This window comes from Streptomyces sp. NPDC058092 (assembly GCF_042884935.1).
GTDB lineage: Bacteria > Actinomycetota > Actinomycetes > Streptomycetales > Streptomycetaceae > Streptomyces.
Map to the genome: position 1 here is coordinate 26,120 of NZ_JBHVSY010000019.1, position 20,950 is coordinate 47,069.

At 69.8% G+C, this 20,950-nt stretch carries 17 protein-coding genes; 10 read left to right on the plus strand and 7 right to left on the minus strand.

All coding sequences use genetic code 11. The annotated features are described in order from the left end of the window. Window positions 1-2 precede the first annotated feature (2 nt). On the minus strand, window positions 3-845 hold the full coding sequence (gene mltG, locus ACFVV1_RS27510) for an endolytic transglycosylase MltG (protein WP_389994291.1): 843 nt from the start codon (window positions 843-845) through the stop codon (window positions 3-5). A 382-nt stretch (window positions 846-1,227) separates the two neighbouring features. Continuing rightward, a complete protein-coding gene (locus ACFVV1_RS27515) occupies window positions 1,228-3,033 on the minus strand; it encodes an ABC transporter ATP-binding protein (RefSeq protein WP_389994293.1) in 1,806 nt (601 codons plus the stop codon). A gap of 128 nt (window positions 3,034-3,161) precedes the next feature. On the opposite strand from ACFVV1_RS27515, the gene ACFVV1_RS27520 reads away from it, so the two are divergent. From ACFVV1_RS27520 to ACFVV1_RS27545, 6 genes are all read left to right on the plus strand, one after another. Further along, window positions 3,162-3,605, plus strand: a complete 444-nt coding sequence (locus tag ACFVV1_RS27520; RefSeq protein WP_389994295.1) for a MarR family winged helix-turn-helix transcriptional regulator — start codon at window positions 3,162-3,164, stop codon at window positions 3,603-3,605. Window positions 3,606-3,719: 114 nt separating this feature from the next. Continuing rightward, complete coding sequence (locus ACFVV1_RS27525; protein WP_389994297.1) at window positions 3,720-6,671, plus strand: FAD-binding and (Fe-S)-binding domain-containing protein; 2,952 nt, start codon at window positions 3,720-3,722, stop codon at window positions 6,669-6,671. A gap of 291 nt (window positions 6,672-6,962) precedes the next feature. Continuing rightward, on the plus strand, window positions 6,963-8,438 hold the full coding sequence (locus ACFVV1_RS27530; RefSeq protein ID WP_389994300.1) for a Gfo/Idh/MocA family protein: 1,476 nt from the start codon (window positions 6,963-6,965) through the stop codon (window positions 8,436-8,438). Window positions 8,439-8,667: 229 nt separating this feature from the next. Beyond that, the gene (locus ACFVV1_RS27535) at window positions 8,668-10,599 is read left to right on the plus strand and encodes an ABC transporter transmembrane domain-containing protein (protein ID WP_389994303.1); all 1,932 of its coding nucleotides are present in this window, start codon (window positions 8,668-8,670) and stop codon (window positions 10,597-10,599) included. Then, window positions 10,596-12,377, plus strand: coding sequence for an ABC transporter ATP-binding protein (locus tag ACFVV1_RS27540; protein ID WP_389994306.1), 1,782 nt, complete (start codon window positions 10,596-10,598; stop codon window positions 12,375-12,377). Before ACFVV1_RS27535 ends, ACFVV1_RS27540 begins: the two co-directional genes overlap by 4 nt. 82 nt (window positions 12,378-12,459) lie before the next feature. Beyond that, complete coding sequence (locus ACFVV1_RS27545; protein ID WP_389994308.1) at window positions 12,460-12,906, plus strand: hypothetical protein; 447 nt, start codon at window positions 12,460-12,462, stop codon at window positions 12,904-12,906. Window positions 12,907-13,073: 167 nt separating this feature from the next. Here the strand turns inward: ACFVV1_RS27545 and ACFVV1_RS27550 are convergent, their stop codons facing one another. Then, complete coding sequence (locus ACFVV1_RS27550; protein WP_389994311.1) at window positions 13,074-13,865, minus strand: metal-dependent hydrolase; 792 nt, start codon at window positions 13,863-13,865, stop codon at window positions 13,074-13,076. 139 nt (window positions 13,866-14,004) lie between these two features. On the opposite strand from ACFVV1_RS27550, the gene ACFVV1_RS27555 reads away from it, so the two are divergent. Next, window positions 14,005-16,518, plus strand: a complete 2,514-nt coding sequence (locus tag ACFVV1_RS27555) for a DEAD/DEAH box helicase (RefSeq protein WP_389994312.1) — start codon at window positions 14,005-14,007, stop codon at window positions 16,516-16,518. A 49-nt stretch (window positions 16,519-16,567) separates the two neighbouring features. Then, a complete protein-coding gene (locus tag ACFVV1_RS27560; protein ID WP_389994315.1) occupies window positions 16,568-17,440 on the plus strand; it encodes an acyl-CoA thioesterase in 873 nt (290 codons plus the stop codon). Between the two features lie 12 nt (window positions 17,441-17,452). Here ACFVV1_RS27560 and ACFVV1_RS27565 read toward each other — a convergent pair whose 3' ends face one another. Continuing rightward, window positions 17,453-17,707: a DUF6011 domain-containing protein gene (locus ACFVV1_RS27565; protein ID WP_389994317.1), complete on the minus strand. Its 255-nt coding sequence runs from the start codon at window positions 17,705-17,707 to the stop codon at window positions 17,453-17,455. A 75-nt stretch (window positions 17,708-17,782) separates the two neighbouring features. On the opposite strand from ACFVV1_RS27565, the gene ACFVV1_RS27570 reads away from it, so the two are divergent. Further along, entirely contained in the window at window positions 17,783-18,490 is a 708-nt protein-coding gene (locus ACFVV1_RS27570) for a hypothetical protein (RefSeq protein ID WP_389994319.1), read from the plus strand. Between the two features lie 44 nt (window positions 18,491-18,534). On the opposite strand, the gene ACFVV1_RS27575 is transcribed toward ACFVV1_RS27570, so the two are convergent. The 3 genes from ACFVV1_RS27575 to ACFVV1_RS27585 form a co-directional block, all read right to left on the minus strand. After that, window positions 18,535-18,816 (minus strand): SHOCT domain-containing protein, encoded by a 282-nt coding sequence (locus ACFVV1_RS27575; protein WP_389994321.1) that lies wholly within the window; start codon window positions 18,814-18,816, stop codon window positions 18,535-18,537. An 85-nt stretch (window positions 18,817-18,901) separates the two neighbouring features. After that, entirely contained in the window at window positions 18,902-19,348 is a 447-nt protein-coding gene (locus ACFVV1_RS27580) for a DUF6325 family protein (RefSeq protein ID WP_389994323.1), read from the minus strand. Window positions 19,349-19,742: 394 nt separating this feature from the next. Then, window positions 19,743-20,084 (minus strand): hypothetical protein, encoded by a 342-nt coding sequence (locus tag ACFVV1_RS27585; RefSeq protein WP_389994606.1) that lies wholly within the window; start codon window positions 20,082-20,084, stop codon window positions 19,743-19,745. A 257-nt stretch (window positions 20,085-20,341) separates the two neighbouring features. Between ACFVV1_RS27585 and ACFVV1_RS27590 the strand changes: the two genes are divergently transcribed. Beyond that, window positions 20,342-20,923 (plus strand): helix-turn-helix domain-containing protein, encoded by a 582-nt coding sequence (locus ACFVV1_RS27590; RefSeq protein ID WP_389994325.1) that lies wholly within the window; start codon window positions 20,342-20,344, stop codon window positions 20,921-20,923. The last annotated feature ends 27 nt before the right edge of the window (window positions 20,924-20,950 follow it).

The window sequence follows — 20,950 nt, forward strand, 5'->3', positions numbered from 1 at the left end:
GCTCAGCTGCCGGACGCGCTGCGGCGCCTGCGGTTGAACTCCTCCACGTTCCTCTGCTGTTCCGTATAACTGCTGGTGAAGCGCGTGTCCCCCGGCGCAACCGTGACGAAGTACAACCACGGTCCGGGCGTGGGCGTGATCGCTGCCACCATCGCCTGCTCCCCCGGGTTCCCGATGGGTGTGGGCGGCAGGCCCTTGCGCTCGTAGCTGTTGTAGGGGCTGTCGATCTTCGTGTCGCCGGTGGTGGTGTGCAGGGTGCTGCGGTTCAGCGCGTAGTTGAGCGTGGAGTCCATCTGGAGCGGCATGCCCCGGTCGAGCCGGTTGCAGATGACCCGGGCGACCTTGCCCATGTCGCGCTCGGTGTCCGCTTCGGCCTGCACGATGCTCGCGATCGTCACCGTCTGGTACACCGAGACGCCGTTGCGCCGCGCGCCTGCGGTGATGTGGTCCGCGCCGAATCGCTCGACCGCCGTGTCGACCATGTACCTGAGCAGGCTCTGCGGGGTGGTGTCGGAGGTGATGGGGTACGTCGCCGGGAAGAGGTAGCCCTCGGGATTCCCCTTCGCCGCGGCCGGGAGCGGCAGATCCGCCGTACCGACGGCCTTCTCGGTGGTGCCGGATGCGACGGCCAGGGTCCTGTCGACCGCGCCGTACACCTGGGACGCCCGCCGGCCCTCGGGGACCACCAAGGGGTGGACCCGTTCGACCTTCGGCCCCCGCAGGAGCAGTGGTACGAGAACGGCGGCCGCCACGGCGAGGACGAAGCCGATGAGCAGCACCAGACGGCCGCGCCGGGCCGGGCGGAGAGTGCGGCGGGGCGGGGTGTCCGGGGACTGGTTCACCATGCGGGCACGCTATCCCGCTGTCCGGAACGCCCACCTGGACGACACGGCCCCACACCCACGAGCAGAACACACGAACTGGGGATCGGGTGTTCGCTGGAACGCGTGATCGTTTCGCCATTCGTTGCTCAACTCCCCCGCGGCGGATGATGATTACAGGGCGCAAGCGACGGGCTGCAGACCGCGACTGCGCTGTCCCGTAGATGCACCATGTACGAGGAGAAACACCAAATGAACCTCATCACCAACCTGCTCGCCGGCATCGTCCACTTCGTGGGTTGGCTCGTCTGACCATCGCTTCGCCCGGCGCCGTCGCTCCCCGTCCCACGGGAGCGGCGGCGTCGCCGCGTGTACAGCCTCGGCGGGTCACGCCCGACCCCGCCGATCAGCTTGTCGCGGGCGCCAGTTGGGTGTCCCGCCGGACCAGGGCGGCGTAGCGCCCGTCCTGGTGGAGGAGTTCGTCATGGCTGCCGCGCTCCGCGGTACGGCCGCTGTCCAGGACGACGATCTGGTCGGCGTCGCGGACGGTGGAGAGACGGTGCGCGATGGTGATGGTGGTGCGCCCTGCGGAGAGCGCGTCGATCGCTTCCTGCACGGCGAATTCCGTACGGGTGTCGAGGGCGCTCGTCGCCTCGTCGAGTACGAGGACGGGCGGGTCGCGCAGGATCGTACGGGCGATGGCCAGGCGCTGTTTCTCGCCGCCCGAGAAGCGGTAGCCGCGTTCACCGACCAGGGTGTCGTAGCCGTCGGGCAGTGAGGCGATGTGGTCGTGGATCTGCGCCGCACGGGCAGCCGCCTCTATTTCGGCGTCGGTTGCGTCCGGCTTGGCGAAGCGAAGGTTGTCGGCGACCGAGGCGTGGAAGAGGTAGGTCTCCTGGGAGACCACGCCCACGGCCCGGGCCAGGGTGTCGAAGTCCAGATCGCGTACGTCGACACCGTCGAGCGTGACCCGGCCGCCGGTGACGTCGTAGAGCCTGGGCACCAGATAGCTGAGCGTGGACTTGCCGGACCCGGTGGGGCCGACGACTGCCAGGCTGCCGCCGGCCGGAACGGTCACATCGATGCCGCTCAGGGTCGGACCGCTCCTCTCGTCGTAGCTGAAGTCGACGTCCTCGAAGCGGATCTCGCCGCGGATCCTGTCCAGTCGGACGGGGTTCTCGGGTTCGGTGATGTCCACTTCGAGGTCGAGGTACTCGAAGATCCGCTGGAAGAGTGCGAGGGACGTCTGCATCTGCACGCCGGTGGAGAGCAGGCTCACGGCGGGCCGGAAGAGGCCCTGCTGGAGGGAGACGAAGGCGACGAGCGTGCCGATGGAGACGGCGGGGCCGCCGGACTGCAGGGCGAGGCCCGCTGCCCAGTAGATGACGGCGGGCATGGCGGCCATGACGATACCGATCGTCGACATCCGCCACCGCCCGGCCATGCTGGAGCGCACTTCGAGATCGACCAGCTTCTCGGACTCCTCTGCGAATCCCTGGGTGAGGGAGTCCGCCCGGCCCATCGTCCGGCCCAGCAGGATGCCGCTGACGGACAGCGATTCCGTGACCGTGGCCGCCATGGCCGCCATCTGCTTCTGCCGCCGGGTGGTGATCTTCTTGCGCTCACGGCCGACCCGGCGGCTGATCCAGACGAAGACCGGCAGCAGGAGGAGCGAGACGAGGGTGAGCCGCCAGTCGAGCGCCAGCATGGCGACGACCGTGGCTATGACCGCGGTGAGGTTGGAGACCAGTGACGTCGCGGTGGAGGTGACGGTCGCCTGCATGCCGCCGATGTCATTGGCTATGCGGGACTGCACCTCACCGGTGCGGGTCCTGGTGAAGAAGGCGAGCGGCATCCGCTGCAGCTGGGCGTAGACAGCGGTGCGCAGATCGTGCATGACGCGCTGGCCGACCGTGGTGGAGATCAGGGTCTGCAGGACGCCGAAGACGCTGTTCATCACGGCGGTGAGGATCATGCCGAGGGCGAGCAGCGACAGCAGTCCGGTACGCCCCTGCGGGATGGCGGTGTCCAGGATTTCGCGCAGCAGGAACGGCGAGGCGACCGACACCAGCGACGAGGCGCCCACGAGCAGTCCGACCAGGGCGAGGCGGCCCCGGTAGGGGTGGAAGAGGCGCAGGATGCGGCGCAGCTCGGCGGGCGGGCCGCTCCCGTCCCGGGGCGGGGGTGTCCAGGTGATTTCGTCGGGTTTCATGGGCTCCTTCGTCAGGCGTGCGTCGGGCGTGCGGCAACTCGTCTCAAATCCGGGAACTCGAAGCTTTTGAGAGCATAGCTCATTGTTACCTATGCTCACAATGCACAAGGTCCTGATACTGTTCGGCCATGAACTCCTCCGATGCCGATGGCGTGCTTGCCGAGCAGCTGCTGCGGGTGACCCGCAGACTTCAGCGGATTCAGAGCCGCCAGCTGGAGCCGATCGGTATCACTCCCGCACAGTTCCGGCTGCTCCGCACCGTCGCGCATTACGACGGCCCTCCCCGGATGGCCGATCTCGCGCAGCGGCTGGACGTCGTCCCACGCGCCGTGACCAGCCTGGTCGACGGCCTGGAGGCCAGCGGCCGGGTGCGCCGCGCCCCCGATCCGGACAGCCGGCGAGTGGTCCGGATCGAGATCACCGAGGAGGGTCTCACCACCCTCCGGTCACTGCGCGACGCGCGCCGGGCCGCCGCAGAGGAGATCCTGGCTCCATTGACCGCGGATCAGCGCGAGGTGCTCGGCGGGCTGTTGTCCGCCCTGGTCAACGGAATGCCGGAGCGCCGCTGCTGAACCGGCGGGGACGCGCGTTCGCCCGAGGGGTGCCACGTGCGTGCCATCGCCGTACCGAACCGAACCGAACCGTACAAGCACACACAAGTACAGAACCGCCGAGGAGAGCTCGACATGCCACTGCTGGAGCCGAAGCCGGAAGCACTCCGCCCCGCTGCGGTGCGCACCCCGTCCGTGGACCGGGTCCCCGACCGGCAGGCTCCGGGGACGCCCGAACCGCTGCGCGGCGAGCTGATCGACCTGCTGGGCCCGGAGAAGGTGCTGTGGAAGGTCTCCGACCTGGTGAAGTACGCCTCCGACGCCAGTCCCTACCGGTTCGTCCCCCAGGTCGTCGTGGTCCCGGAGGACATCGACGACATCTCGGCGATCCTGTCGTACGCGCACGGCAAGGGCCGCGAGGTCGTCTTCCGCGCGGCCGGCACCAGCCTGAACGGCCAGGCCCAGGGCGAGGACATCCTCGTCGACGTACGCCACCACTGGGCGGGCATCGAGGTCCTGGACGGCGGCGCGCGGGCCCGCATCCGTCCCGGGACGACGATCCTGCGCGCCAACGCCACCCTCGCCCGGCACGGTCGGCTGCTGGGGCCCGACCCGGCCAGCGCCATCGCGTGCACGGTCGGCGGAGTCGTCGCCAACAACGCCTCCGGAATGACCGCGGGGACGACCCGCAATTCGTACCGCACCGTCTCCTCCCTCTCCTTCGTGCTGCCGAGCGGCACGGTCGTCGACACCGGGGACCCCGCGGCGGACGAGGACCTGGCCCGTGCGGAGCCGCGGCTGTGCGAGGGGCTGCTGGCGCTGAAGGCGGAGATCGAGGCGGATGCCGGGCTCACCGCCCGGATCCGTGCCAAGTACGAGATCAAGAACACCAACGGCTACCGGCTCGACGCCTTCCTGGACGGCTCGACGCCCGTGCAGATCCTGCGCGGTCTGATGGTCGGCTCCGAGGGCACCTTCGGCTTCATCTCCGAGGTCGTCTTCGACACCCTGCCGCTGGAGCGCCGCGTCTCCACCGCCCTGCTGTTCTTCCCCTCGCTGACCGCGGCGGCGGCCGCCGTTCCGGGCTTCAACGAGGCGGGGGCGATCGCCGTCGAGCTGATGGACGGCAATACGCTGCGTGCGTCGGTGAGCGTCCAGGGCGTGCCCGCCGACTGGGCCGAGCTGCCCAAGGAGACCACGGCGCTGCTGGTGGAGTTCCGGGCTCCGGACGAGGCCGGCCAGGAGGCCTACGAGCGGGCGGCGGCAGTGGTCGTCGAAGGACTCGACCTGGTGGCCCCCGTGGCGTCGGTGACCAATGAGTTCACCCGCGATGCCAAGGTCATCTCGGGCTACTGGAAGGCCCGCAAGGCATTCGTCACCGCGGTCGGCGGCTCCCGGCCCTCGGGTACGACGCTGATCACCGAGGACTTCGCGGTGCCGCCCTCCCGACTGGCCGACGCCTGCGAGGCCCTGCTCGGACTTCAGGCGGAGCACGGCTTCGACGCCGCAGTCGCCGGTCACGCGGCGCACGGCAATCTGCACTTCCTGCTAGCTTTCGACGCGGCGAAGCCGTCCGACGTCGACCGCTACGCCGCTTTCATGGACGACTTCTGCCGGCTGACGGTGGACCGCTTCGACGGCTCCCTGAAGGCGGAGCACGCCACCGGCCGTAATATCGCCCCCTTCCTGGAGCTGGAGTGGGGTCCGAAGGCGACCGAGCTGATGTGGCGCACGAAGCAGATCATCGACCCCGACGGGGTGCTGGCGCCCCGCATCGTCCTCGACCGCGACCCGAAGGCCCATCTGCGCGGGCTGAAGACCATCCCCGAGGTCGAGCCGATCGCCGACCCCTGCATCGAGTGCGGCTTCTGCGAACCCACCTGCCCCAGCCACGACCTGACCACCTCGCCGCGCCAACGGATCGTGCTGCGCCGGGAGATGATGCGGCAGCCCGGCGGCTCCCCGGTGGAGACGCAGCTGCTCGACGCGTACGGCTACGACGCCGTCGACACCTGCGCGGGCGACTCGACCTGCAAGCTGGCCTGTCCGGTCGGCATCGACACCGGCGCCATGATGAAGGACTTCCGCCACCAGCGGCACTCGCCGCGCGAGGAGCGCATCGCGGCACTCACGGCGAAGAACTTCAAGGCGGTGGAGGCCGCGGCCCGGGTCGCGGTCGCCGCGGCCGACCGGATCGGCGACCGGCTCGGCGACGGGCCGCTGGAGACCATCACCGGGCTCGCCCGCAAGGCCGTACGCCCCGATCTGGTGCCCGAGTGGCTGCCCGAGATCCCCGGTGCCGCCGCCCGAAAGCTGCCCCGTACTTCCCGTGTCGGGGCGAGCGCGGTCTATTACCCGGCGTGTGTGAACCGTATCTTCGGCGGGCCCGAGGGCCATCGTGGCCCGTCGCTGCCGCAGGCGGTCGTCGCCATCTCCGCCCGCGCCGGAAAGCCGGTATGGATCCCGGACGATGTCGCGGGCACGTGCTGCGCGACGATCTGGCACTCCAAGGGGTACGACGAGGGCAATGCCGTGATGGCCAACCGCATCGTGGAGGCGGCCTGGGGCTGGACGGCGGGCGGAAAGCTGCCGCTGGTCGTCGACGCCTCGTCGTGCACGCTGGGCATCGCCCATGAGGTGGTGCCTTATCTCACCGACGACAACCGGGAGTTGCACCGGGAGCTGACCATTGTCGACTCCCTCGTCTGGGCGGCCGACGAACTGCTTCCCGAGCTGACCGTCCTCCGGAAGATCAGTTCGGCGGTCCTGCATCCGACGTGTTCCATGCAGCATCTGGACGACGTGGAGCAGTTGCGCGCGGTCGCGGAGGCCTGTGCGGAGGAGGTCGTGATCCCCGACGACGCCGGGTGCTGCGCCTTCGCGGGCGACCGCGGCATGCTGCACAAGGAGTTGACGGCCTCCGCGACGGCGAAGGAGGCCGCCGAGGTGAACGCGCGGGAGTACGACGCGTATCTTTCGGCCAACCGGATGTGCGAGATCGGGATGGACCGGGCCACGGGGCACTCGTACTACTCGGTGCTGATGGAGCTGGAGCGTGCGACGCGTCCGGGGGCCGTTGTGCGCTGATCTCGGGGCCGTCCGGTGACCGCCCCGTCCCTCGGTCGCCTGACGGTACCGATCGTCCTGCCCCGGACTGCCCCGGACCACCCCGGGCTTCCCTGAACCATCGCCGCTGTACCCAATCGCCGGGCGGGCTCGGATTCCGAGCCCGCCCGGCTTCTGCATGCCCACAAAAGTCCATGGTTTCGACACAGGAGTCCAATCGCTCCCCTTGCGCATCAGCAATACCAACTACCAGGGTCCTTACCGAGGTTCATTCAACAGCCGCGCACGTCAGACCCCCCTTCTGGAGGATCGATGAACGACGCAGCACAGCAGAACGACGACGGTACACGGGACGACGACGACGGCTCGGTGAGCCGCCGCTCGGTCCTGTGGACGACCGCAACGGTGGCCGGTGCCGGGATCGCACTCGGCGGTCTCGGCAGCGGCACCGCGGCCGCCGCCACCCCCGGTCGGAGCCCGGAGGCCGCTGCCGCGGCACAGCCGGATCAGGCGGCCGCCCCGAAGCGCCAGGGGAAAACCATGGTGGGGGTGCCGTTCGACCGGCGTTCCACCGTACGGGTCGGCCTGGTCGGCCTCGGCAACCGCGGTGGCAGCATGATCGACCTCTTTCTCGCCGTCGGCGGCGTGCAGGTCGTCGCCGTCTGCGACCCGGTCAAGGCCAAGGCGGAACGGGCGGCCGCGAAGGTGACCGCCGCGGGTCAGCCGGCCCCCGCCGTCTACACCAACGGCGAGGACGACTACGAGAATCTCTGCAAGCGCGGGGACATCGACTTCGTCTATGTGGCGACGCCCTGGGACTTCCACTTCGAGATGGCGAAGACCGCTCTGCTGAACGGCAAGCATGTCGGCGTGGAGTGTCCCATCGCTCTCCAGCTCGATCAGCTGTGGGAGTTGGTCGATCTCTCGGAGCGCACCCGACGCCACTGCATGCAGCTGGAGAACTGCTGTTACGGGCGCAACGAGATGCGGGTACTGCGCATGGCGCATGCCGGGCTCTTCGGTGATCTGCTGCACGGCGCGGGCGCATACAACCACGATCTGCGCGGCCTGATGTTCGATCCGGGGTACTACGAAGGGCCCTGGCGCAGGCTGTGGCACACCCGGTTGCGTGGCGATCTCTACCCCAACCACGGCTTCGGTCCTGTCGCCAACTACATGGACATCAACCGTGGCGACCGTGCGGTGAGCATCACCAGTGTGGGTTCCCCGTCCCTGGGGCTCGCCGAGTACCGCAAGAAGCACATGCCGGCCGGTGATCCGAGCTGGAAGGAGACCTATATCGAGAGCGACCGGACGATCAGTCTCGTCCAGACCGCCAAGGGACGGGTCATCCGGCTGGAGCACGATGTGTCCACTCCCCATCCGTACTCGCGGATCAACAGCCTCGGCGGTACGAAGGGTGTCTTCGAGGACTATCCGGCCCGTATCTACATCGAGCCCGACCACACCGACGACAACTGGGGCGACTTCTCCAAGTACACGCAGTGGGACCACTGGCTGTGGAAGGCGCATGCCAACCCGCCCGGCGGTCACGGCGGCATGGACTACATGCTGGTGTTCCGGCTGATGCAGTGCATGCGGCTCGGTCTCGTCCCCGACTTCGATGTGTACGACGCGGCGACGTGGACGTCGCCCGTGCCGCTCAGCCATCTGTCCATCAAGGCGAAGGGCGCGCCGCAGCAGATTCCGGACTTCACGCGCGGTGAGTGGAAGAAGGCCCGCTCCGGCATGGATTCGAAGGATCCGGAGGGTCCGGCGAAGGCCTGACCGGCCGGCGCGAGGGTTGAAAGGAATTGCGGGGGCCCGTCCCGGCCCGGTTGAGCCGGGCCGGGACGGGCCCCGCAGTGCTTTCCCGCCGCCCGCCCGCTCGCGGCCATGGCGTGAAAGGTGCCGTTCGTGGAGAAAATCGATTGCTCCGACGGACCTCCCGGGGTAAACCTTGCACGGTTTGAGTCATTCACCGAACAAACCGGCATACACCGACCCATGGGACGTCATGCAGATTCGCGATCTTCCGTACTCGGATCCTGGCGATCCCGATGTCCGGTCGGGCCCACGTTTCCTGATCTGGCTCGGCCGCAATCAGCTCCGCGGTCAGCTCAAGTCACTGTCCTGGGGGCTGTTGCACCAGTGTTCCCTGGCCGGACTGCCACCTGCCGTCGGCTTCGCCGTGCAGGCCGTCATCGACCGTTCCGGCAGCCGCCTCGCGTGGGCGGGCGGCCTGATCGCGGTCCTGGGTGTGCTGATCGCGCTGGGCGACACCATGCTCCACCGGACCGCCATCACCAACTGGATCACCGCCGCCGCGCGCGTGCAGCAGCTGCTGGCCCGTAAGACCGCGGAGCTCGGCTCGGCGCTGACCCGCCGGGTCGCCGCGGGCGAGGTCGTCGCGGTCTCCACCGGTGACGTGGAGAAGATCGGCTGGTTCGTCGAGGCACTCTCCCGCTTCGCCGCGGCCGCTGCCGCCCTCGTGCTGATCTGCGCGGGGCTCATCCTCTATCTGCCGTCGCTGGGCATCCTGGTGACACTCGCCATGCCGTTGCTGGCCCTGGCCGTGCTGCCGCTGCTCCCCCGGGCCACCCGGCGGGCCGACCTCCAGCGCGAGAAGGCGGGCAAGGCCACCGAGCTGGCCTCGGACACCGTCGCCGGACTGCGGGTACTGCGCGGGATCGGCGGCGAGGAGCTGTTCCTCGGCCGCTACCGGCGCGCCTCGCAGGAGGTCCGCAAGGCCGCGGTGCGCAGTGCGCGGATGTGGTCGCTGATCTCGGCGATCCAGGTGCTCCTGCCGGGCGTGCTGCTCATCTCGCTGGTCGTGTACGGGGCGACGCTGGCCCGCGACGGCCGGATCGAGGTCGGTCAGCTGGTCACGGTGTACAGCGCGGCGACGCTGTTGCTGTTCCCGCTGCGCCACTTCGAGGAGATCGCGATGGCGTACTCCTTCTCACGGCCCTCCGCCAAGCGCGCGGTCCGGGTGCTGTCGCTGCACCGCACGGACCGGCCCTCGACCGTCGACGCCGCACCGACCGGCGATCTGTACGACCCGGTCACCGGGCTGATGGCCCCGTCGGGCCTGTTCACCGCGGTGGTCTGCGGCGATCCGGACGAGGCGGGCCGGCTGGCCGAACGGCTCGGCGGACACGCGCATGAGGACGGCGCCGCGACCGGGAACGAGGACGGGAACGCGGACGCGGACAGGAACGCGCCGAAGGACTCGACGCGCGGGGCGGACCGCAACGGGCCGGAGAACGGCAGGCGCGCCTCCACGGACGGCATCACGACGGAGCGGAGGCCCCCGTCCGTCCTGCTCGGTGGCGTACCGCTGGACGAACTCCCGCTGGACTCCGCCCGGACCGCGGTACTGGTCCAGGACAAGGACCCGGTCCTGCTCTCCGGCACGCTGCGCGAGCTGCTCGATGTTCCGGCCTCGGGACGGGTGTCCGCCGAGGACGCGCTGTCCGCCGCCCAGTGCGGTGACGTGCTGGACTCGTTGGCCCAGGCGTCCGTCGCCACGGACGGCGACCCCATGACGACACGCATCACCGAACGCGGGCGTTCGCTCTCGGGTGGTCAGCGCCAGCGGCTCGCCCTGGCCCGCTCCTTGGTGACCGACCCGGAGGTACTGGTTCTCGACGAGCCGACCTCCGCCGTCGACTCGCACACGGAGGCCCGGGTCGCCGCCGGAATCAAGGGTCTGCGTCAGGGCCGTACGACCGTGGCGTTCGCCTCGTCGCCGCTGCTGCTCGACCTGGCGGACCGGGTGGTGCTGGTGCACGGCGGCACGGTCGTCGCGGTCGGCGCACACCGTGAACTGCTGCGTACGGACCTCCGCTACCGGGCGGTCGTAACGCGCGAGACGGACGACGAGACCACAGTCCCGGCAGCTCAGGGCACACTCAGGACGATCGAGGAAATCGAGGAACGGGCATGATCGGCGTCGCAGAACCGGCGTACGACCCGGCGGCACCGGAGTCGGCGACGACCCTGCCGGTCGGCACCCCCGCCACCGTACGGAGCTACGTACGGGAGCTGCTGCGGCGCCACCGCGGGCCGTTCGCCGTGCTCGTCACGTTCAACACCATCGCGGTGACCGCCTCGATCACCGGCCCGTATCTGCTGGGCGGGCTGGTCGAGGATCTCTCCGACGGCGTCACCGACCTCCATCTGGAGCGCACCGCCGGGGTGTTCGCGCTCGCCCTGATCGTGCAGACGGTCTTCACCCGGCTGATGCGTCTGCGCAGCGCGATGCTCGGTGAGGAGATGCTGGCCGATCTGCGCGAGGACTTCCTCGTACGGTCGGTCGGGCTGCCGCCGGGCGTGCTGGAGCGCGCCGGGACGGGTGACCTGCTCTCCAGGATCACCACGGACATCGACCGGCTGGCCAACGCGATGCGCGAGGCCGTGCCGCAGCTGGCGATCGGTGTGGTGTGGGCGGGGCTGTTGCTGGCCGCGCTCACCGCGACGGCTCCGCCGCTGGCGCTCTCGGTGCTGATCGCTCTGCCGGTCCTGATCACCGGCTGCCGCTGGTACTTCAAACGGGCTCCGTCCGCGTACCGTTCGGAGGCCGCCGGATACGCCGCGGTCGCGGCGATGCTCGCGGAGACCGTGGATGCCGGACGGACCGTGGAGGCGCACCGGCTGGGTGCGCGCCGGGTGGCGCTGTCGGACACGCGCATCCGGCAATGGACCGCGTGGGAGCGGTACACACTCTTCCTGCGTTCCGTGCTCTTCCCCGTCATCAACGCCACCTACGTGACGATTCTCGGCGCGGTGCTGATGCTCGGCGGCTGGTTCGTCATCGAGGGCTGGCTGACCGTGGGGCAGCTGACGACGGGGGCGCTGCTGGCGCAGATGATGGTCGATCCGATCGGCCTGATCCTGCGCTGGTACGACGAGTTGCAGATCGCTCAGGTGTCGCTGGCCCGGCTGGTGGGCGTCCGGGACATCGAACCGGACGCGGGCGACGCGGAGGTGGTCCCGGACGGCCGGGACGTACGCGCCGAGGAGGTGCGCTTCGGCTACCGCGCCGGGCTGGATGTCCTGCACCGGGTGTCGTTGGACGTCGCGCCGGGTACGCGCCTGGCGCTCGTCGGCCCGTCCGGGGCCGGAAAGTCCACGCTGGGCCGGCTGCTTGCCGGGATCTACGCGCCGCGCACGGGTGAAGTGACGCTCGGTGGTGCGGAGTTGTCGCGGATGAAGGCGGAGCATGTACGTACGCATGTGGCGCTGGTCAACCAGGAGCACCATGTGTTCGTCGGTTCGCTGCGGGACAACCTCCTGCTGGCCCGCGCCGGTGCCGGGGACGCCGAGCTGTGGGCGTCGCTCGCGGCGGTCGACGCGGACGGCTGGGCGAGGGCGCTGGAGGACGGGCTGGACTCCGAGGTCGGCTCCGGCGGTCTGGCGCTGACACCTGCTCAGGCCCAGCAGATCGCACTGGCCCGGCTGGTCCTGGCCGATCCGCACACGTTGGTGCTGGACGAGGCGACGTCCTTGCTGGACCCGCGGGCCGCCCGGCATCTGGAGCGGTCGCTGGCCCGGGTACTGGAGGGCCGTACGGTCGTGGCGATCGCCCACCGGCTGCACACCGCGCACGACGCGGATGTGATCGCGGTCGTCGAGAGCGGCCGGATCAGTGAACTGGGCAGCCATGACGAGCTGGTGGCGGCGGACGGTGCTTATGCGGCGCTGTGGCGGTCCTGGCACGGCTGAGTGGAGTACGCGCGCACCCGGGCGGCTTCGGGCGGATCGGCGCACCGGACAGCCCCGGGGCACCACCCGCGGCCGTCGCTGCATGAGTGCCGAACTTGTGGTGGCCTGCATCTGGGGTGTGGTCGCGCTCGCCGGTGTTGCGCTCAGTGGTCGAGCGACGCGGAAACAGGCCTTGATGAGTGCCGAGTTGGCGCACAGGTCCGCCGGGCGCGCCCGGTCCGAGCAGCGGCAGGACGTCATGAGCCGCTACCACGGATCTCTCCTCCGGGCGGCCTTCGACCTGCAGTCCCGCCTGGAGAACATCGCGGTTCGCGACGTGGGCTTCCTGACCACGCACCAAGCGGGCGGCTCACCGCACGAGCGCGAGTACGCACGCCGCAGCACCCTGTTCGTACTCGCCGAGTACCCGGGCCGGGTGGAGATCATTCGGCTACGGATCAGGTTCCTCGACCTCGGTGACCGGGAGGACAACCGCGGAATGGTCGCCCTGCTCCTCGGCACCGGCAAGATCCTGAACTCCGACCGATAAGCCGATGCGAGGTTCTCACTCTTCCGCGACGAACAGCGCGCCGGCATGCCGCCGCGGTGTGTGCCGCCACCGAGGGCTGCCACCTCGTGACGGACCGCGGCGACGACGCCCGGTCCCGCCGCGAGGCCCGCACGATCCGGGCGACGCTCTCGTCCGGGGTACGTCGGTCAGATGAAGTTCAGCGCAGCCGCCCCGCCCAGTCCCCCGAGCACCATGAACACCGGCATCAGCACCTTCAGCTCCACCCAGCTGCCGGCCCGGAACCGCATGCCCTTCGGCGGCCCGATCGGGTACCAGCGCTTACGGCCCAGCGGGATGGGCCACAGGATCGGGCAGCCGGAGACGGTCAGCGCGTCGCCGATGTCGTGGACGAGCGCACCGAGCACGATCGGCAGCCCCAGCCACAGGTACTCCTGCCCGGGGGCGCTGAACAGCCAGTCCGAGCCGTTGCCCGGCTTGTCCAGGACGTCGGCCAGTATCCAGGCGCTCGTCGCGCCGAGCAGCCACACCAGGACGTCGCTGGACATCCGGGCGGCCCGCCACAGCAGTCCTTCGACGGCGAGCACCAGGTGGACGAAGAGGATCGCCAGGACCGCCCACCGGCCGCCGGTGATCGCCGCGCCGGAGGCCCCGCCGCCGATCAGGACCGCCCACAGCCAGGTGTGCGTCAGGGTCCGGTGACCGCCGTTCCTGCGCGGGTCGCCGGAGCCCCGGGTCGCCTTGTAGACGGTGTGCGAGAGCTTGTCGACGATCTCGCAGAGCCCCCGGGAGACCGGCCCGAAGGCGCGCGAGATGGTCGCGGACTTGTGGTCGAGGTCCGGGGCGAGCGCGGCTCCGGCGGTGATCAGGGCACCGACGACCAGGACGGGCCACGGCATCGCGTGGCCGGCGGCCGCCGCCGCCGCGCCCACCCCCAGCCAGGCCGCTGCCCCTGACAGAGAGTGTGCCGGTCCCATCATGGTTCTTCCCGCCCCCAAAGTTGTCCTGCTGCCATCGCCGCCCAGACACGGCCGAGTTGAGTGGGCAGCGTATCGTCCGTGATCTTCATATGGTCGTCCGGTTCCCTCATCCGGGCGGAAGGCAGGCAAGATGGGGGGCGTGACCCTTATCGATCAGCTGCCCCCGACCGACGACCCCGACGCCCTCTTCGAGGCTTTCTCGTCATGGACCGAGACGCAGGGCATCACCCTCTATCCCGCTCAGGAGGAGGCGCTGATCGAGGTGGTCTCCGGCGCGAATGTGATCCTTTCCACCCCGACCGGCTCCGGAAAGAGCCTGGTCGCGGCGGCTGCGCACTTCACGGCGCTGGCCCAGGACAAGGTCACCTTCTACACCGCGCCGATCAAGGCACTGGTCTCGGAGAAGTTCTTCGACCTGTGCAAGCTGTTCGGTACGGAGAACGTCGGCATGCTCACCGGCGACGCCTCCGTCAACGCCGACGCCCCGGTGATCTGCTGCACGGCCGAGGTCCTGGCGTCCATCGCGCTGCGTGACGGGAAGTACGCCGACATCGGCCAGGTCGTGATGGACGAGTTCCACTTCTACGCCGAGTCGGACCGCGGCTGGGCCTGGCAGATCCCGCTCCTGGAGCTGCCGCAGGCCCAGTTCGTCCTGATGTCGGCCACGCTCGGTGACGTCAGGATGTTCGAGGAGGACCTGACCCGCCGCACCGGCCGCCCCACGTCCGTGGTGCGCTCCGCGACCCGGCCGGTGCCGCTCAGTTACGAGTACCGGCTGACCCCGATCACCGAGACCCTCACCGAGCTCCTGGAGACCAGGCAGTCGCCGGTGTACATCGTGCACTTCACCCAGGCCGCGGCCGTCGAGCGGGCGCAGTCGCTGATGAGCATCAACATGTGCACCAAGGAGGAGAAGGAGAAGATCGCCGATCTGATCGGCAACTTCCGCTTCACCACCAAGTTCGGCCAGAACCTCTCCCGCTATGTGCGCCACGGCATCGGGGTGCATCACGCGGGCATGCTGCCGAAGTACCGGCGCCTGGTGGAGAAGCTCGCCCAGGCGGGTCTGCTGAAGGTCATCTGCGGTACGGACACCCTCGGCGTCGGCGTCAACGTACCCATCCGCACGGTGCTGTTCACGGCGCTCACCAAGTACGACGGCACCCGCGTCCGTACGCTGCGCGCCCGTGAGTTCCACCAGATCGCCGGCCGCGCGGGCCGCGCCGGCTTCGACACGGCGGGCTTCGTCGTCGCGCAGGCGCCCGAGCACGTCATCGAGAACGAGAAGGCCGTCAAGAAGGCGGGCGACGACCCGAAGAAGAAGCGCAAGGTGGTCCGCAAGAAGGCCCCCGAGGGCTTCGTCGCCTGGTCGGAGACCACCTTCGACAAGCTGATCCAGTCCGATCCGGAGCCACTGACCTCCCGCTTCCGGGTCACGCACACGATGCTGCTGTCCGTGATCGCGCGTCCCGGCAACGCCTTCGAGGCGATGCGGCATCTGCTGGAGGACAACCACGAGCCGCGCAGGGCGCAGCTGCGCCACATCCGCCGGGCCATCGCGATCTACCGCTCGCTGCTGGACGGCGGCGTCGTGGAACAGCTCGACAAGCCGGACGCGGAGGGCCGGATCGTCCGGCTCACCGTCGATCTCCAGCAGAACTTCGCGCTGAACCAGCCGCTGTCCACATTCGCGCTGGCCGCGTTCGACCTGCTGGACGGCGAGTCGCCGTCGTACGCGCTGGACATGGTCTCCGTCGTCGAGTCGACGCTCGACGACCCGCGGCAGATCCTCGCCGCGCAGCAGAACAAGGCGCGCGGCGAAGCGGTCGGGCAGATGAAGGCGGACGGTATCGAGTACGAGGAGCGGATGGAGCTGCTCCAGGACGTCACGTATCCGAAGCCGCTCAGCGAGCTGCTGTGGCACGCGTACGACGTGTACCGCAGGAGCCACCCGTGGGTGGGCGACCACCCGGTGTCGCCGAAGTCCGTGATCCGTGACATGTACGAACGCGCCATGACGTTCACGGAGTTCACCTCGAACTACGAGCTGGCCCGTACCGAGGGCATCGTGCTGCGCTATCTGGCGAGCGCGTACAAGGCGCTCGAGCACACCATCCCGGACGACATCAAGTCCGAGGACCTTCAGGACCTGATCGCCTGGCTCGGTGAGATGGTCCGCCAGGTGGACTCCAGTCTCCTCGACGAGTGGGAGCAGCTCGCCAACCCGGAGGTGGAGACCGCCGAGGAGGCTCAGGAGCGGGCCGACGAGGTGAAGCCGGTCACAGCCAACTCCCGTGCCTTCCGGGTGCTGGTGCGCAACGCGTTGTTCCGCCGGGTGGAGCTGGCCGCGCTGGACAAGGTCCACGAGCTCGGTGAGCTGGACGGCGACGCGGGCTGGGACGAGGAGGCGTGGGGCGACGCCATGGACGCCTACTGGGACGAGTACGACGATCTGGGCACCGGCCCGGACGCCCGCGGGCCGAAGCTGCTGAAGATCGACGAGGACGCCGCGCACGGTCTGTGGCGGGTGCGGCAGACCTTCGCCGACCCGAACGGCGACCACGACTGGGGCATCAGCGCGGAGATCGACCTGGCCGCCTCCGACGAGGAGGGCCGGGCGGTCGTCAGGGTCACCTCGGTCGGCCAGCTGTGACCGCGCCCGCCGGGCATCCGGCACCCCTGCGAGAGTGGAGACGAACCGCATGACGAACCCCGCCGAGCGCCTGGTCGACCTCCTCGACCTGGAGCGGATCGAGGTCAACATCTTCCGCGGGCGCAGCCCCGAGGAGTCTCTTCAGCGGGTCTTCGGCGGCCAGGTCGCCGGACAGGCCCTGGTGGCGGCCGGCCGTACCACCGACGGGGACCGGCCGGTTCATTCGCTGCACGCCTACTTCCTGCGTCCGGGGCGTCCGGGTGTGCCGATCGTCTACGACGTCGAGCGCATCCGCGACGGCCGGTCGTTCACCACCCGCCGGGTCACGGCCGTCCAGCAGGGCCGGACGATCTTCAATCTGACGGCGTCGTTCCACCGGCCGGAGGAGGCGGGCTTCGAGCACCAGCTGCCGCCCGCCCGCGAGGCCCCCGACCCCGAGGAGCTGCCGTCCGTCGCCGAGGAGGTGCGCGAGCACCTCGGGGCACTTCCGGAGGCGCTGGAGCGGATGTCCCGTCGGCAGCCGTTCGACATCAGATACGTCGACCGGCTGCGCTGGACGCGGGAGGAGGTCAAGGACGCGGACCCGCGCAGCGCGGTCTGGATGCGCGCGGTAGGCCCGCTGGGCGACGACCCGCTGGTGCACACCTGCGCGCTGACGTACGCCAGCGACATGACGCTGCTCGACGCGGTCCGTATCCCGGTGGAGCCGCTGTGGGGCCCGCGCGGTTTCGACATGGCGTCGCTGGACCACGCGATGTGGTTCCACCGGCCGTTCCGGGCGGACGAATGGTTCCTCTACGACCAGGAGTCACCGATCGCCACCGGCGGACGGGGACTGGCGCGCGGCCGGATCTACGACCGCGGGGGCAACCTGCTGGTGTCCGTGGTGCAGGAGGGGCTGTTCCGCAGCCTCGGCGCGTAGCCGTGCCCCGGCTCAGACGCCGGGCAGCGGGTCCTGTTCGACCTCGTGGCGGCGGGTGCGGATGTCCGGGGGCGCCGGGTGCAGTTTGGCGTCGCAGGCGGGGCCGAGGCCGGTGCGGCGGGACTCCGTACCGGTGAGCGGGCGACCGCACATGCGGCAGCGCACCACCCGTCGGCGGGCGGACGGGCCGGCCGGACCGTCCTCGGGCAGGGGCTCGGGAAGACCGGATTCGGGCAGAGGTTCGCGGAGCGGTTCGGCGGAGTCCACGCATCGATCTTCTCAGGGCGCCCGTCTACTCTGCGACTTCGCATGTCGAACGGCACACGACGGAGGAGTTCGCGAGTGAGCAGCGTGCTGACATTGGAGCCGGTCCCCCGGCCGAAGAAGGACAAGAAGGCGGAACGGGACACCGCGCCGGGGGCGGTCGCGCCCATCGGTCATGTCGTCAGGCTCGCCGACGAACCCGGCGGCGAGTCCCGGGTGGTCGCCCATGTGGAGCGCGAACTGCCGTCCGGCGGGATACCGGCGTACCTGGAGGCCCGCAAGACGGGTGTGCGTTCCTTCGTCCTGTGGGCCGACCCCGAACGCCGGGCCCGGCTGGCCACCCTGTCCACCGCGTCGGCGGCCGACGGTGTCGCCACGTACCAGGTGTGGGGCGCGCAGGGTGAGCTCATCGGCACGTTCGTCCGCGAGAAGGCTCTCTCCGGCAAGGGGCTGCGGACCCGCTGGACGGTCGCCCAGACCGGTTGCCCGGAGGCGGTCGGCCTCAAGGGCCGGGTCTTCTGGTGGTACGTGTGGTGGCTGCTGCTCCCCGTCCAGGTGGCCATCTGCGTGGGCAGCCTCCTGAGCGGCAACGGCGATGCGGCGCGCGGGCCGAGGCGCATCATCTGGCGGGCCGGCCCAGAGGTCCCGCTGGAGTTCCGGTCGGACGACGACGAGATCCATGTCCACGCCGCCTGGGTCGACTGGCGGCTCGCGGCCACGCTGTCGGCGCTGATCCGTACCTTCGACAGCTGGATGGGCACCCCCTGGGACGACAAGCGCCAGTGAGGCGGACGTGACCCGGGTACGGCCCCGGACGCGTTCCCGACCGGTCAGGAGGCGAGGATTCTGGCCTTCTGCGCCTGGAACTCGCTGTCGCTCAGCACGCCTTGGCTCTTGAGGTCACCGAGCTCCTTGAGCTGGGCGATCTTGTTGCTCATTTCTTCTTCCGGCGCCATGGCGGTGGGAGCGGGAGGCGGCGGAGCCGGCTGGGCCCGGGTGGCGTCCTGCTGTGCCCAGCGGCCTGCCTGCCGCCGGGAGACCCGGTTGGAGACCGAGGTGGCGGTTCCGGCGATCACCGCCGTACGGGCGACGCCGCGAAGAAGGCCTGGCATGGTACATCTCCTTTGACTGGCTCTGCGGGAACGGGCGGCCCGACGGGACCGCGAACGGGTTCGGACCCTGGACTCGGCCGCGTCTTCAGACCCTGGACTCGGCCACGTCGAGCGAGGCCAGGACCTCGTGGATCGGGATCCGCCCGTTGGCGACGAGGCGTCCGCCGGAGCGGCGCAGGGCTGCCGCGAACGGTGCGGCCCACACGTTCTCGTAGATGAGGATTCCGGCAGCGCTGCCGGGTTCGAGGATCGCGCTCGCCTCGTCGATGTCGTCCTGGCCGATCAGGCCCGAGGACACCCCCTCGAACACGGCGAGGCCGGCACCGCCGTCCCCGGTCAGCTCGGAGAGTTCCACGCCGTCGATGGTGCCGTCCCGGTTCTTCCTGACGAAGGTCAGATCCAGGATCCGGATGATGCCCCGGTCGACCAGGTCGACCAGCAGGGGCAGTCCTTCTCCCGTCATCCGGCTTCCCGCCGGAAACTCGACCACCAGGTAGTCGATCGGTCCTGTCTCGTCGCTCTCGCCGCTCACGTCAGCTCCTTCAGACATCTCGACTGCCCCGGTTCCGTCGGAGGCCACGTCCTTGGCCATTGCAGCAGCGGTGGGACCGGAACGCATCTCGGCCGCGGATCCGGGAGGACCCGGTCCCCGTTACGCCATTGGACTGACCGCCGTTCACTCCCCTGGCCGAGCCGTGCGAGCCGTACCCCCGCTGTCCTTCGCCGCCACGGATGGTGGTCGCGCGCGGGCGGTGCTGTGGCTGCTGTTCGTCGTCCGGCAGAACGGACGGCTCACGCCGGCCACCAACGCCCACACCCCGACCGGACAGCCGCGGACATCGCCGTCCTGCTGGCTCCCCCGCCCCGGCGGCTGGCGGCCTGACCACCGCCGGAACCCTCCTGGTGGCTGCCCCCAGCGGCAAGCGTCAGGTCCACTCCTCCTGCTGCGGACCCATGCAGAGCGCCCAGAGGATGAAGACGTTGATGGCGATGAGCACGATGGACCAGAACGGGTAGAAGGGCAGCCACAGGAAGTTGGCGAGTGCGCCCAGGCCCAAGAGCACGATACCCACGACGCGCGCCCAGGCGGCTCCGTTGAACAACAGCGCACAGCCGGCGAGGACGATGACGATGCCCGGAATGAGGTGGATCCAGCCCCAGCCCGTGAGGCTGAACCGGAACACGTAGTTGTCGGTTGCGACGAACAGGTTGTCCTTGGTGATGGCCGCGATCCCCTCGAAGACCGCCATCGCACCGCCGAAGATCATCAGAACCGCGGCGAAGGCGGTCCACCCGTACCGGAAGGGATGACGCGAAGGCGGGGTGGTGTCACGCGCCACGCTCGGCCCGTTGCCGGCACTGGCCATGTCGGTCTCCTCGGGCAGCAGAGCAACCCGGCGGGCCCCGAGTGGGCTCGCCGGGACTTCGCCGAACCAGCGTGGCACGACAACTCCCGGCCAGCAGAAGAACGATGTCCCGGCCGTGGCTCCCCAGATTTTCTCACATCAGGGACATAATCCCTGATGTGAGAGATTTCGAACGGGCGGAGCCAGGCTCCGTCGACGCCCGGCTCGCCGCGCGGCTGGGCGAACTGCGTACCGGACGCGGCTGGTCGCTGGACGAACTGTCCCGGCGCAGCGGGGTGAGCCGCTCCACACTGTCCCGGCTGGAGCGGGGCGAGCTGAGCCCGACCGCCGCCCTGCTCGGCACGTTGTGCACGGTCTACGGGCGGACGATGTCGCGGCTGCTGACGGAGGTCGAGGCGGAAGCACCGCAACTGGTTCCCGCCGCGCGGCAATCGGTGTGGCGGGACGAGGCGTCGGGCTTCGTACGCCGCTCGGTCTCGCCGCCCCACACCGGCCTGCGCGCGGAGGTCATCGAGGGCACCCTCGACGTGGGAGCCGCCATCGCGTACGAGAGTGCGCCGGTGTCCGGCGTGGAGCAGCATGTCTGGGTGCTGGAGGGGACGGTCGAGATCACCGTCGACGGCACCACGCACACCGTGCGCAGCGGCGACTGTCTGCGCTTCCTGCTGCGCGGCCCCTCGCGCTTCCACTGTCCGGGGCCGGAGCAGGTCCGCTACGCACTGGTGATCGTCCTGCCGTGAAAGCCGCGAAAACCGTGAGAGCCGTGG